The 14804-nt window shown below is 42.4% G+C and carries 14 protein-coding genes; all 14 read right to left on the reverse strand.

The genetic code is table 11. The features are described from left to right. Nucleotides 1-98: 98 nt before the first annotated feature. The 14 genes from GKR61_RS05835 to fabF all read right to left on the reverse strand — a co-directional run bounded on the left by GKR61_RS05835 (nt 99) and on the right by fabF (nt 14748). Nucleotides 99-1403 carry an NAD(P)/FAD-dependent oxidoreductase gene (locus tag GKR61_RS05835; protein ID WP_154599458.1) on the reverse strand — a complete coding sequence of 435 codons (1305 nt, stop codon included), beginning with the start codon at nt 1401-1403 and terminating at the stop codon, nt 99-101. 297 nt (nt 1404-1700) lie between these two features. Next, entirely contained in the window at nt 1701-3320 is a 1620-nt protein-coding gene (locus tag GKR61_RS05840) for a bifunctional metallophosphatase/5'-nucleotidase (RefSeq protein WP_108477958.1), read from the reverse strand. A gap of 17 nt (nt 3321-3337) precedes the next feature. After that, nucleotides 3338-4687, reverse strand: a complete 1350-nt coding sequence (locus GKR61_RS05845) for an OprD family outer membrane porin (protein WP_036953100.1) — start codon at nt 4685-4687, stop codon at nt 3338-3340. Between the two features lie 932 nt (nt 4688-5619). Next, nucleotides 5620-6657: a beta-N-acetylhexosaminidase gene (gene nagZ, locus GKR61_RS05850; RefSeq protein ID WP_410431081.1), complete on the reverse strand. Its 1038-nt coding sequence runs from the start codon at nt 6655-6657 to the stop codon at nt 5620-5622. Nucleotides 6658-6710: 53 nt separating this feature from the next. Continuing rightward, on the reverse strand, nt 6711-7595 hold the full coding sequence (locus GKR61_RS05855; protein WP_036953096.1) for a phosphotransferase: 885 nt from the start codon (nt 7593-7595) through the stop codon (nt 6711-6713). Beyond that, entirely contained in the window at nt 7588-8181 is a 594-nt protein-coding gene (lpoB, locus tag GKR61_RS05860; RefSeq protein WP_036953094.1) for a penicillin-binding protein activator LpoB, read from the reverse strand. The genes GKR61_RS05855 and lpoB overlap by 8 nt, the downstream gene beginning before the upstream one ends. Then, a complete protein-coding gene (locus GKR61_RS05865) occupies nt 8178-8597 on the reverse strand; it encodes a YcfL family protein (protein ID WP_036953092.1) in 420 nt (139 codons plus the stop codon). Before GKR61_RS05865 ends, lpoB begins: the two co-directional genes overlap by 4 nt. A gap of 6 nt (nt 8598-8603) precedes the next feature. Beyond that, on the reverse strand, nt 8604-8954 hold the full coding sequence (gene hinT, locus GKR61_RS05870; RefSeq protein ID WP_036953089.1) for a purine nucleoside phosphoramidase: 351 nt from the start codon (nt 8952-8954) through the stop codon (nt 8604-8606). A gap of 33 nt (nt 8955-8987) precedes the next feature. Continuing rightward, complete coding sequence (locus GKR61_RS05875) at nt 8988-9770, reverse strand: metal-dependent hydrolase (RefSeq protein WP_036953086.1); 783 nt, start codon at nt 9768-9770, stop codon at nt 8988-8990. Nucleotides 9771-9782: 12 nt separating this feature from the next. Then, nucleotides 9783-10775, reverse strand: a complete 993-nt coding sequence (holB, locus tag GKR61_RS05880) for a DNA polymerase III subunit delta' (RefSeq protein ID WP_154599499.1) — start codon at nt 10773-10775, stop codon at nt 9783-9785. Between the two features lie 10 nt (nt 10776-10785). Continuing rightward, entirely contained in the window at nt 10786-11412 is a 627-nt protein-coding gene (gene tmk, locus GKR61_RS05885; protein WP_036953082.1) for a dTMP kinase, read from the reverse strand. Between the two features lie 8 nt (nt 11413-11420). After that, a complete protein-coding gene (gene mltG, locus GKR61_RS05890) occupies nt 11421-12443 on the reverse strand; it encodes an endolytic transglycosylase MltG (RefSeq protein WP_154599456.1) in 1023 nt (340 codons plus the stop codon). 78 nt (nt 12444-12521) lie between these two features. Beyond that, the gene (gene pabC / locus GKR61_RS05895) at nt 12522-13349 is read right to left on the reverse strand and encodes an aminodeoxychorismate lyase (protein ID WP_036953079.1); all 828 of its coding nucleotides are present in this window, start codon (nt 13347-13349) and stop codon (nt 12522-12524) included. 148 nt (nt 13350-13497) lie between these two features. Beyond that, nucleotides 13498-14748, reverse strand: coding sequence for a beta-ketoacyl-ACP synthase II (gene fabF / locus GKR61_RS05900; RefSeq protein ID WP_036953077.1), 1251 nt, complete (start codon nt 14746-14748; stop codon nt 13498-13500). Nucleotides 14749-14804 lie beyond the last annotated feature (56 nt).

Raw genomic sequence — 14804 nt, forward strand, 5'->3', positions numbered from 1 at the left:
AAATACATCTTTATTCTGATTGGAGGATACACACGATTATTCACTGATAACCGTGTATATCCTTGCGATTGCAGAACTGAAAAAACGATAACTACAGATTAATGTAATTTCAGTTTAGGTCGAATAATACGGTTAATGCTGCCAACCAGCATCATTAAGCCCGTTTTTATATAGCCATGTAATGCAATTTGGTGCATGCGATATAGGGAAATGTAGACAAAACGAGCTATACGCCCTTCTACCATCATATCTCCACGCATTAAGTTCCCCATCAAGCTACCTACCGTACTAAAACGAGATAACGAAACTAATGAACCATGATCTTTGTAAATGTAGTTTTTCAGTGGCTTATCTTTCATTAATGCCACGATATTGTCATAGCATAAGCTCGCCATTTGATGAGCGGATTGTGCTCTTGGTGGGACAAAACCACCTTCTGGTTTTGCACAAGACGCACAGTCACCAATAGCGAAAATTCCATCATCCAACGTGGTTTGTAATGTCGGCTTAACCACCAACTGATTGATACGGTTTGTTTCTAAACCTGCAATATCTTTCATAAAGTCAGGTGCTTTGATCCCAGCCGCCCACACCATTAAGTCAGCATAAATTTTGCCGTCTTCTTTGGTATTTAAGCCATCGGCATCCGCGCTGGTCACCATGGTCTTGGTTAAAACTTTCACGCCCAATTTATTCAGTTCTTGGTGTGCTGCGCTTGAAATGCGTGGAGGTAGCGCAGGTAAAATACGCTCCCCCGCTTCCACTAGCGTCACATTTAACGCATCAGTGTCTAACCCTTTAAAACCATAGCTTGTTAACTGCTCCACTGCATTATACAGTTCTGCAGAAAGCTCAACCCCCGTTGCTCCACCGCCGACAATGGCGATATTCACTTTTTCTTCCGCATTATCACGTACTGAATAACGCAAGAATAAATTCAGCATTTCATCGTGAAAGCGGTGAGCTTGTGCAGGACTATCAAGGAAAATGCAGTTTTCTTTTACGCCTGGGGTACCAAAATCATTCGAGGCACTTCCCAACGCCATGACTAAAATATCGTAATCAATTTCACGCAATGGCACTAACAGCTCGCCATCTTTATCACGCAATTCACCGAGAACCACTTTTTTGTTTTCTCGGTCGATATTCGTGAGGGAGCCTAATTGGAAGTGAAATGCATTGTGACGAGCATGGGCTAAATAGCTAATAGCATCAACACCATCATCCAGTGAACCTGTCGCCACTTCATGAAGTAATGGCTTCCATAAATGGCTTGGGTTACGATCAATCAGTGTGATATCCGCACGTTTTTTACGCCCTAATTTACGTCCTAAACGTGTTGCCAGTTCTAAACCACCAGCACCACCGCCTACAACAACGATTTTAGGTTGAGTTAAGGTCATACGCCCCTCATATAAAATATATTAATGTTATTTAAGATTTCTAATAACAAAAAACTTAAATAACACTAATTCACCGTCTTTTATTTTGTTTGGGTTTGAAGAATATCATGCTTGGTTATTTGGTCATACCAAATGTTGATGCAAATCAATTTAGTTGATTATTATGACAACGATCACGCTCGTCAAATCATTTTTTGAAAAAAAAGAAACGAGTCAGCTTTATTTAACTTAGAGACAAAAAAGCCCGAGAATGGCGTTATTCTCGGGCTTGGAAACCTAGCATTTTGTGGGGGTATTTTACTTCACTTTCTTAATACGTTCGTCAGTCGGCAACTGAATTGGCGAGTTATCTTTGAAGTATTTCATCAGCGCTTCGTTATCCGGCAGGCTATAGATACGGTCTTTACCTTGTTTAAAGGCAGAGAAACGGCTACCACCGGTTGCCAGAAATTCATTGGCAGCGACACGATAGTTTTTCTTCATATCGATTGGCTTACCATTTAATTTCATTGAGCTTGCAATCACTTTATCGCCTACCGCACGACTGTCATCCCATTCGTAATAAAAACCGTGGGAAACTGGCATGACTTGCGGGCGTTCACGATCCCACTGTTGCTCTAACGCTTGTTTGATTTGCGCGCCAGTTAATGATTGCGTAACGACCACATTCGAGAATGGCTGCACCGTAAAGATATCACCGTAAGTCAGCTCCCCTGCTTTGAGATCAGCACGAATACCGCCGCTGTTCATAAAGGCAATTTGAGCGCCGCCCGCATCTGGAGTCGCAGCAACATATAACTGAGCATCAGCGATAATTTTACCTAATGTTGAATCCCCACCCGCCGCTAGTTTTTTATCCGCCGGCGCACTCAACGTACCCATCACTTGTTCAGCAATCGGTTTGGAGATGCGTTCATAGTTTTGGATAAAACGGCTTAATTGTGGATCTTTCTCATAACGGCTGGTTTCTACCGGAATATTTTTCGCATTAATGCTAACGATATCCTTGGTTTTTCTATCGATTTCAATATTCAATTGAGACAATAATGTCCCGTTAGATTGTGCTGAAATGACTTTTTTTCCATTAATATCACAGTTATACGCTTGATGCGTATGGCCGCTCACCACAAAGTCCACATCCGCATCGAGCTGCTTAACGATCTCGACAATAGGTCCTTTGATGTTATCGCAACGGTTAATATCTTTAACCTTGGTATCCACTTGCTGAGTTGCCCCTTCGTGGATCAAAACACCAATACTGCGAATACCTTGCGCCTTAAGCAATTTCACTTGCTGGTTAATGGTTTCGGCTTCATTTTTAAACTCTAAGCCCGCAGTACCACTTGGTGTAACGATGGCAGGCGTTCCTTCCAGCGTTAAGCCAATAAATGCCATTGGTACGCCATCAAATTTCTTAACGTAATAAGATGGGAATAGCGTTTCACCGGTCTCTTTGACAATCACGTTCGCGGCTAAATAGTTAAAGTCTGCACCAGCAAAAGACTCTTTACCCACACAGCCTGCGGTAGGATGGCATCCCCCATTTTGCTTTCTCAGTAACTCGATTTTACCTTTGTCGAACTCATGGTTACCGACTGCACTAGTCTCAAGACCAATTGCGCTAAGCGCTTCAATGGTCGGTTCATCGTAGAACATCGATGACAGTAATGGACTCGCACCCACTAAATCCCCTGCGCCGACAATAATGGTGTTGTCGTTTTCCGCTTTTAATTGCTTAACCAGTGTTGCAATGGATTCGATTCCACCGAGTTTACCATCCCCCGGCGCTTGTAATGCACCGTGGAAATCGTTAATACCAATGACTTGAACTTTTACGGTATCGCTCTGTTTTGTGGCACAGCCTGCTAATAAAGCACCTGATACCAGCAATGTCACTAAACTGATTTTATGATTCATCTATTCATTGCCCTCAATTACATTTTAAAGCGATAAGTGGTTGTCATCGAACCGGATAAAGAATGTGCACGACGCGACTCACCATCATACAGTTTTGGCGTGGAGTTATCAGACTCTTGCTGATGGTGCCAGCCCATACCGCCACTTAATGAAACGGAAAGGTTTTCAGTTGGTTTCCAGTAAGTAAATAAGCCAACCTGACCTTGTTTTAAACGCTCACCGGAGTAAGAGAATTCACTGTAGTTACTGTTAGCCCCGACAGACCAAGTTGGGTTAACTTGATATTCGGCTTTTAACGCCAACATGGTTTCGCCATCACGAACATAGTCGATATCGGCATAGGCTGGTGAATTAAAACGTCCACGAGTGTTACCAATTGGGTTACGTGCAAATTGCCCTACGCCATTGGTTTTATGTGCGGTGGTATGCGTGATGCCCGTCATTAAAGTCCATGGTGTTTCTGGAACGCGCCACTCAATTTCACCCGCATAGTGCCAAGCACGCTTATCAAAGTTTTGTTTGCCACGTTTGGTATCTGTCGATGTACGCTTACCATCGCTACCATATTCATGACCATAAATTTGAGAAGATAAGGTGATATCTGAGTTAAGTTTATATTTGATCTCTAAACCTTGTTGACGGAAAACATCATCAGCCTGACCAATAAAATAAGAAGCTTTCAATGGTTTGGTGTTGTAGTTAATGCCACCTGTAACCACATGGTTGATATCGTGATTAACACCATTTCCGTCACGGAAATACATTCTGTCAATATTTGGGCTATCACGACGCATCACTTTGCCATCAAGATAGAGCAAATCTAAGTTCCAATCGCTAATTGCGGTGTTGGTATAATAACCATTATAGGTGTTTAAAGATAAACGCTGAGAGTTGGTAAAAATCCCCGTATTTTTCAACGTGAACCAACCCGCTTTACCTTTGAAATTAACAGGTTCAAAATCTAATTTAAATTTAGCGTAACGCTGACCAATTTTGTTATAGCCTTTCGCTTCGCCATCATCGTTATATAAAATTGCTCGAGAGGCGAAGTCTTTACTTGCTGCCAGTTTGATTGCGCCGTAATAAGAAGCATCAAACCCGATAAAATCAGCAAAATACCCTGATTGGTAGTCTAACTGAATATTCTGACCCCAAGCTTGTGCAACTTGTTTTCTGTAACGTTGCTCGTTGGCATCGTAACGGTTTTCTGACTTCAGGTATTTCCACATATTTCGTGTAGAAAGTTCTAATTCAGAATCTGCAACAAATGAGTTTTCCTTGATGGCATTTTCCCAATCGCCAGCATTAGCCCCAAACGCAACGAAACAAGATGGAAACAATATTAACGCTATTTTTTTGACTTTCATTTAAATTAAACCTAGTCGTGATTATTAGAATATAACTACCCGCACCCAATTTTCATTGGGTGTTATGGCACCTTGCTATCTTTCAATAAGTAACAATTTTATTTAGCTTTAATTACTGCAATAGTCTTTAATGATTATTTAATTTAAGTTGCATCCTCTATTCTTTAAGCACAATTTATTTTCTTGGCGTTAAGAATAAAATTTAATTATTTTATAAGTCGAAATAATTAATCCAAACGTGCGAATTTAATTTAAGTTCACACCATGATTTCAAACTTATTTGGGCAATATTCAACCGCACTCTGATAAGGAGCATTTTGCGTTGATATTCATAATGAAAAGTATGCTAACGTAATTTTATGTCAATTAACACGATCAGCGTCACAACAAACCAGATACATTGCAAATCACACATCATTCGATGTGATATCAATCACTTTATTGGCTATTGCAGCTATTAATTGAATTCCATATTTAAACAATAATTTTGCTATTTTAGTCATCTATATTTTAATGAAATGTTATTTACTAAAGTGAAATAACATTTTTATTTAAATCAATAACATTAACCCATAATTCAGACCTTCTATTTAAATAAATGGCTAAGTCAATCATTCTGTTTTTAAGCGATATACTGGTTTGATTAGTTGAAATGAAGAATATTTATCATCTATAGAGAGATTATTTAACGCCAATTAATCATTCTAACTAGGAATTATTCCTAGTTAATTCCATGTAGCAACTAATATTAACGTGTGATTTTTACACACATATTGAATATAGATACAGTATTACTAATCAATTTAGATAATCTCTATCTTTGCTTCTATTCAATTTATATCAATGAGGTTACCCGTAACTTATTCAGTGAATTTAGGATAAAAAAAACCGATGGGTCATTATCCCATCGGTTCAATTTCAACACAGTTTAATTAGCGGTTACGGTGTTCTTGCCATTTTTCATGTAATTCGACTAATTGACGGTGACTTTGCTTCCAACGATCCACCGATTGTAGCTCATTCAGTGAATACTGGCGGCCACTGTGGTACAGCTTAGAAGCGCGGCTGTCACTTTGTTTCGGTAAATTATCCAGTACGCTCACCGCACCTTCTCGATTATTACAAACAAGGATCATGTCACAGCCCGCATTCAATGAGGCTTTCGCTCTCTCTGGGTAACTTCCCATAATGGCAGCACCTTCCATCGATAAGTCATCAGAGAAGATAACGCCATCGAAACCAAGCTGCTCACGTAATACCGATTTTAGCCAGAATGGTGAACCACTCGCAGGACGGTCGTCCGCTTGAGTATAAACCACGTGAGCAGGCATAATCGCATCAAGCAATTCACGCTGAATAAAGTCTTTAAAAATAGACATATCTTTGCCACGAATTTGCTCGAGTGGGCGATCATCTCGTGGCGTTTCTTTATGGGAATCTGCTTTGACGGCGCCATGCCCAGGGAAGTGTTTACCTGTGGTTTTCATTCCTGCGCTGTGCATACCGCGAATAAAACGCTCTGCCATCATCATCGCAATTTCAGGATCTGCATGGAATGAACGCTCACCAATGGCGATGCTTTCATGCCCTAAATCCAGCACAGGTGCAAAGCTAATGTCGATATCCATAGCAATCATTTCTGCGGCCATTAACCAGCCTGCTTCTTGTGCTAATTTAGCACCATCCATCTGATTGTTCAGTTCAGCAAAAGCTTGTGCAGAAGGTAATGCGGTAAACCCATCACGAAAACGCTGTACACGGCCACCTTCTTGATCCACAGCAATCAATAAACGGTGTCTTGATGCATCACGGATTTGTCGCACTAACTCACGCAACTGTGCCGCATCATGGAAGTTACGAGTAAATAAAATCAACCCGCCTACCAGTGGATGAGCTAAAATTTCACGCTCTTCGTTGTCCAGTTCATAACCCTGAACATCCAGCATTATCGGACCCATAACATGCCTCACTTGATTAATTTTCACAAATTCTCGTGTATTCACGGAGATTTTATATTACCCAATCAAAGACCAAAATAGTCTCGTAATGGGGAGGAATCGTTTAAAAACTGCGCTTCTTGACGCTGGCTCCACTGGACTTCATACCACATTAACGTCATGTATTTGACCCACGGCTCCCATTGCAGGCAGTGCTCTGCCAAACGGAATTTATCTTTATAGGCGCCATAGGTGTAGCAATATTGCGTCAAGAAATAATCTCGCTGTTCTACCGTCAAGCTATTGAATTGAAAATAGGTTTCTAGGGACAAACCAATATCGGTATTTGCCGCATATTCCCAATCCACCAGCATTTTTGGTACCCCTTGCTCACACAGCACATTGCCCGGATGAATATCCATATGAGCGGGTGCGAGCTTTAATACCTTTGGCATTGGCGTGCGTAGAAAGCGACGATGTACCCGCTTCCAGCGTGCAGAGACTCTTTTATTATCAATTAAATAGCCATAATGAGCAATCTCATTACGTAACGGTAATCGGTAATTTAATACGTCATGATTATGGAGCTTAGCAACGATCTCTGCCAAGTTTTTTTGAAATTCAGAGGAAAGAAATTGTTCGCAGCTAGGATGGTCTCCATCAACCCATTCCAATAATAACCAATGGGTATTACGCCCGATGACTTGAGGTGAATAAGGAAAATCTTTCAGTTGCTTAAGAATATGCGCTTCTTTACGGCGATTAACATACAACGCATTTTGCGCTTGCCCATCTGAGCGGGCGATTAATTTGATGGAAGGAACCGTATCTTGAGTTTGAGTAGCGTATCGCTTTTCAACTAAATAGCTGCCACCTGATAACCCTGCTAATGGCGAGACTTCCCAGCATGATGCTAAAACAGCTGGGAAGCATTCAGCAAGTAATGCAAACAGTGATGATTGATTACTCAATACTCTGTTTTCCAGACCACACAATCTCACCGGTTTGCACGTCCATTAACTGCATTTCAATGCTGCGTTCTTTAGAAGAGCCTGACATGACACTGTAAATCACATATTGCGCTTGGACGTAACGTCCTAAACCAATCGCTTTACTGCGAGTTACCAGACTATCATCCTGCGACAGTCCCAATGTTTTACGGGCAGCACTGACGACGCCTTGAGGAACCACTTTAAACTTATTGGTTTTCATGACTTCACTGGTTAATGCAGCCGTGACTGCCTGTGAAGGTAAACTTCCGCTGGTATTATTTTTGACAGAATCGACCAGCAAAACTTTGCCACTTTCAACACCATCGTCCGCCACCATTTTCTTGACTAACGGCTGTAATGCCCCAGCCCAATCAATGGTTTGCTGCTTTGGTGGCATCGGTACTGTGTCTGTTGGTGGTGGAGGTGTTAATTCCGGCTGCTTTTCAGGCTGTTTCGGTGTTACACTCGGTTCAACTGGAACAATCGGGGGTTTAGGCCCTTGAGGGACTGACGGACAACCTGCCAAAATAAATGCTGCTGCTGCGACCAATAAGATCCGTTTCATTGTGACTCTCCAGCTATTGAAGGTAAGAAAACATAGATACGCGCATTACGTGCAAGCGGGGATGTTGTGACCTCTTTTAGCATCACTGACGAATTAGCAGGGATGACTTGAGATTGACTCTTTGTTGAATCCACTCTCAGTCCTTGCTCGTCATACCAAAAGATACGATACATCACAGTGACCGGTTTCTTTTCAATATTGCTCATATTGATAGTTGCGGTCGCCGTTACACTACCGACCTTGATCACTGGTTTTTCTACAATCACGCCCGCTGCTAGCACGGAAGGCTCCATCACGATGCGCTGCTGATCATTAAATGATAACCCTGTTTTTTTATTCCAAGCACAACCACTGAGAAACAACATGAGTAAGCTCAGTGTGGCGATGTATTTTAAGGTTGATGCAGCACGTTTCATGATGAATTACTTAGCCAACAATGGGCCTAATGGACGTCCACCCACTAAGTGCATATGAATGTGGAAGACTTCTTGCCCTGAATGCTTGTTACAGTTCATAATCAGGCGATAGCCATCTTCAGCAATCCCTTCTTCTTTCGCAATTTTCGCCGCCACGGTAAATAAGCGACCTAATGCCAGCTCATCATCAATCGTCACATCATTCACGGTTGGAATTAATTTGTTCGGAATAATCAAAATATGCGTCGGTGCTTGTGCCGCGATATCACGAAATGCAGTGACCAGTTCGTCTTGATAGACGATCTCAGACGGGATTTCACGTCGAATAATTTTACTGAAAATAGTCTCTTCTGCCATGACAAATTCCTTAATAATTTAATCGTTATCTATTTATTGCCCAACGTGTAAATGGAATAAACGGTTGAAGTTTTCTGTGGTAATTTGTGCCATTTCCTCAACACTCACCCCTTTCAATACAGCCATATACTCCACCACATCACGCACATACGCAGGTTGGTTCTCTTTACCACGATGCGGTACTGGGGCTAAATAAGGTGAATCTGTTTCCACTAAAATTCTATCTAATGGCACAACTCGCGCTGCTTCTCGGATCTGTTCAGCATTACGGAACGTGACAATACCAGAAAAAGAGATATACATCCCTAAATCCAGTAAATCGATGGCCGTTTGTTGGTCTTCCGTAAAGCAATGCAACACACCGCCACACTCGTCAACTTTCTCTTCACGTAAAATAGTCAGTGTATCTTCTCGAGCGGAACGAGTATGCACAATCACGGGCTTATTCACTTGACGACCAATGCGAATATGCTGACGAAATGACTCTTGCTGTAGTGCCGCATTCTCTTGCTGATAATAGTAATCTAAGCCCGTTTCACCGAGCGCGACCACTTCACTGCCCGCCGCTAATTGCGCCAATTTTTCAAAATCATAACCTTCATCCAAGTTCAATGGATGAATACCGCAAGAAAACGCGACATTGTCGCGCTTTCCAATTAACTGTTTCATGCTTTCAAAACCTGGCAAAGTGGTTGCCACGGCTAACATAAAGCCGACATCTCGTGCAGATGCCTTTGCAATAACATCATCGACGTTAGTGTGTAGTTTTTCGTAATCTAAACAATCGAGATGGCAGTGTGAATCAACAACAAACATAGTCTACTCTTTTTATCTTGAAGGCGAAGCGAATAACGCTTCCCAGTGTAATAATTGGTTGGTCAGGATCAATTCCTGATTCAGTGCAGGCACGGTTAATAGCTGGTAACGACACCCTTGCCACTGGCTATACACATCCAATAGCTGCGAGCTGCTCATGGATGTAGCCAACAAAGTGACGCACGCCATTTTATCTTGGTTAACAACATATTGCCCTGCTTTTTGCTGCAATTTTATGCCATCGGCAATTAACCCGAGTAGCCAATTAATGCATTCAGGTCCATTGTCAGTATTTAACGCTGGCAAAAGCTTTAAAAAATCTTTCTGACGTAAGCTCTGCTCTAACTCATTGCACAATAGCTGACGTCGTTGCCACTGCTCCGGCTTAAGCAACTGTAATGCGGCAACAGGAGCACCTTGACACAATGTTAACGCAGTCACAGCATCTTCTGCGGATAAGCCCGCCTGCTGTTTTTGCAGCCAATACAACGCAACTTGCTGATCCGGTGCAGGTAAAAAATGAGTTAAACAGCGACTTCTTAATGTCGCCAGCAAACTATCAATTTTTTCACAACCTAATAAAAAGTAGGTTTGCCCTGCGGGCTCTTCTAAGGTTTTGAGCAGCGCATTAGCCGCGGCATCCGTCAGTGCTTGTGCATCGGGAATGGAAATGACTTTTGCACCACTTTGCTGTGCATGACCACTTAACGTTTCTGTCAGTTTACGAACCGCATCAACACTGATGGTTGTTTTCCCTTTTTCAGGCTCTAGAACATGATAATCAGGATGTGTACCTGCCAACATTAAGCGACAGCTATGGCACTCTCCACAGCTTTTTAAACCGTCTTTATCTTGGCAAATCAACCAACGGCTCACGCCATAGCTTAATGCCTCAGCCCCATTGCCCGCTATTGAGTGAATCAACAACGCGTGGTGTCCACGTCCTGCTTGATAGGCGCTAATTAATTGACGATAAGTCTCATTAAGCCACGGATACCAATTCATCATTAGTGCCTTATTTTGCCAGCCACGTCAGTAAAGTACTGCGAATATCGGCTTGCACCTGTTCAATATTTTGGCTCGCATCGATGGTTAAAATCGTGTCGTCTGCCGCTGCCAATTCTAAATAACGCGCTCGGGTACGTTCAAAGAAAGCCAGTGATTCTTTCTCAATACGGTCTAATTCACCGCGAGAGCGGGCGCGTTGTAAACCCAATTCTGGCGGTAAATCTAAATAGAGCGTCAGTGCAGGTTTAAATTCACCAAGGACGAGGTCTCTTAATGAAGCCATTAAATGGCGATCGATTTCACGGCCACCACCTTGATAAGCTTGGGAGGATAAATCGTGTCTGTCACCGATAACCCATTTTCCTGCAGAAAGCGCAGGCTTGATGACGGTATCAACTAACTGAACACGCGCCGCGTACAACATTAATAGCTCAGCTTTGTCGGTGACTCTATCACCTTCAATGCCTTGCTTTATCAATTCACGTAGTTTTTCCGCAAGCGGCGTACCACCCGGTTCACGGGTAAACACCATATCATGGATGCCAGCTTGTTTTAATGTGTCAACAACGGTATTGATTGCCGTCGTTTTACCCGCACCTTCTAATCCTTCAATAACAATAAATTGGTTTTTCATTTCGTTTATCAATTCTTTTGCTCAATTTGTCGGTAAACCTTAACAGCGCGGTTATGGTCGTTAAGATTGCGACTAAAAGTATGTCCGCCTGTACCGTCGGCGACAAAGTATAAATAATCTGTTTTTGCTGGATGAGCTGCCGCTTTTATCGAAGCCAGACCCGGCATGGCAATTGGTGTTGGCGGTAAACCATCGATTTTATACGTGTTATACGCGGTATAGTTATCCAAATCACTACGGTAAATTTTACCACGATAGTTTTCCCCTAACCCGTAGATAACCGTAGGATCTGTTTGTAAGCGCATATTTTTCTTCAAGCGATTCACAAACACCGAAGCAACCTGCGCACGTTCGTTGTCCACGCCAGTCTCTTTTTCAACAATCGATGCCATGATCAACATTTCATAGGCATTCTTATAGGGTAGATCTTTATCGCGACCTTTCCACTCTTCGTCCACCGCAGCTTGCATGCGTTTATAAGCGCGCTTGAGTATCTCAACGTCGCTGGTTCCCGCAGTGTATAAATAGGTATCGGGGTATAACCAACCTTCGAGGTTATCTCCCTCTTTAAAATCCAGCATGGCATAAAGCTCAGTTGGCGTAGCATCTTGAGTTTTATGTTGCATATAGGGAGCATCACGCAAAATATTGCTCCAATCAGCCAATTTGTTACCTTCAATAAAACGAATACTAAATTGTGCTTCTTTTCCACTGGCGATCAACGCTAATAATTGCTCCACAGTCATATTTGGCTGTAAGCGATAGGTGCCCGCTTTGAATTGAGCTAATTCAGGACGCGCTTTAAGAAGAAGTTGGAAATTATGCCCTTCTTCAATGAATTTTTCTTTGATAAGCAACGCTTCTAAGGCCACTCGCCCTGTTCCAGAAGGCACAGTAAAAATTGTTTCTTGGACAATGTTTATGGGCTTTTTCGCATAATCAAGAATTTGGCGATATTGCAGATACACCACAATCGCGCCAATAACCGCAAGGACAAAGACAATCAGTGTTATTTTTTTCGCTAATTTCATTATGGGTCACTTAAGTGCATTGTTTGTCGATGAATAATTGTTTGTCGATGAATGATATAAGTTAAATAGTTATCAGCTTTAAATTTGTCGCTGTAATAGTAAATACTCAAACAGTTCTCTTGATTGATAACGGATTGTTTTATCTTCTGAAAACCGAATACTTTTCACCGGTAAAACAGGCATTAAAGCATTGCAAATAATCACTTCATCACATTGAGTCAAAATGGCGGGAAAGCGCTCGACTTCTGCCAGATGGTACTGACTATTATTGAGCTGTGCTATGATCTTTTGTCTCATTAATCCATTGACGCCGGAGTGACTAAGAATCGGAGTGTAAACATCACGCCCTATACGCCAAAAAATATTGGCGCTACAGCATTCAACGATGGCGCCATTCGTATCTAACACCACGGCCTCGTCTAATTTTGCATCATCAATTTCTTGGCGGATCAACACTTGCTCTAATCGATTTAAGTGCTTCATGCCAGCTAAGAGTGGATTGCGGCTTAATGGAATTTGACTGAGCAACAACGACGCCCCTTGGCACTGTAATGCTGCGTAGTGTTTTGGGAAAGGAGAAACCATCACGATAATTGTCGGATGTTCAAATCCTTGAGAGCTATAACCTCGACCGCCCTGACCACGACTTAACATGACTTTCACCACAAACTCTTCATCCGTTTGCTGCTCACAAACCTCTTCAATATGTCGCGTCAGTTGTGGCCAATCTATCACCGGTAATTTGAGACGAGCAGAATCCTGCTGTAGGCGTAAAATGTGCTTATCTAACATCTTTGCTTGTTGATTCACACCATGGATAGTCGTAAAGCAGCCATCACCAAAGGCGATAGCGCGATCGGTAATATCAATTTGTTGACAAGAAACCCTGTTAACCCAATAAGTCATGACCATTTCTTATAATAAAAGCTGATAAATCAGGCAGTAACATAGTGTGTAATATCATAAACTAAAGCAAAGAGTACTGCAAAAAGAAGGTAAAAATAAAGCCCCAGTATCAAAGACACTGGAGCTTAGAAATGCACGGTATTATTGATTATTCCGCGTGATAACGACGGAAAATTAAGGAACCGTTAGTACCACCAAAGCCGAATGAGTTACACAGAGCATACTCCATGTTTTCAACTTTACGGGCTTCACCCGGAACAAAATCAAGCTTACAACCCTCATCAGGATTATCTAAGTTGATTGTTGGTGGAATGATTTGGTCACACAGAGACAGAATAGTAAAGATAGATTCAATCGCACCCGCAGCACCTAATAAGTGACCTGTCATGGATTTTGTTGAACTGACTAATACATTCGTGTCTTCACCAAATACAGAGATAACCGCTTGCGCTTCCGCTAAGTCACCTGCTGGTGTTGATGTACCGTGAGCATTGATATAGCCAATATCACTTGGCTTAATGCCTGCATCATTTAGCGCATTCACCATCGCTAATGCAGCGCCTTCACCATTTTCTGGTGGTGACGTCATGTGGTAAGCATCACTGCTCATACCAAAGCCTGCGACTTCTGCGTAAATTTTCGCACCACGCGCTTTAGCATGTTCATATTCTTCAAGTACGATAACCCCTGCACCATCACCCAGAACAAAACCGTCACGGTCTTTGTCCCATGGGCGACTAGCCGCTTGTGGGTCATCATTACGGGTTGATAATGCACGCGCTGCACCAAAGCCAGCGACACCTAATGGTGTTGTTGCTTTTTCGGCACCACCTGCCAACATCACATCAGCATCACCATACGCAATCATACGTGCTGCGTGCCCAATATTATGAACACCAGAGGTACATGCAGTAGCGATTGAGATGCTAGGACCACGGAAGCCATACATAATGCTTAAGTGACCAGCAACCATATTGATGATTGTTGAAGGTACGAAGAATGGGCTCACTTTACGAGGACCGCCGTGTAACATAGATTCACAGTTGTCTTGAATGAGACCTAACCCGCCAATACCAGAACCAATCGCCAAACCGATACGAGTAGCATTGGCTTCTGTTACTTCCAATTCAGCATCTTTGATAGCTTGATAGCCCGCAGCAATACCGTATTGAATAAATGGGTCCATCTTCTTCGCATCTTTGCGAGAGATGTCAAAATCTTCGTAGTTGAAATCTTTTACTAAGCCAGCAAATTTAGTTGCGTGGTTAGTAGTATCAAAATGATCGATTAGGCTGATACCACTCTGTCCGTCACAAACAGCTTTCCATGATGACTCAACTGCGTTGCCGACAGGAGATAACATGCCCAGTCCGGTTACGACTACACGACGCTTAGACACGTATGTCCTCCAAGGAGGGAATTAGTTACAAAAGAAACATAGGCGATCGAATGATC

This window comes from Providencia sp. wls1916, assembly GCF_009706585.1.
GTDB classification, from domain to species: domain Bacteria; phylum Pseudomonadota; class Gammaproteobacteria; order Enterobacterales; family Enterobacteriaceae; genus Providencia; species Providencia lanzhouensis.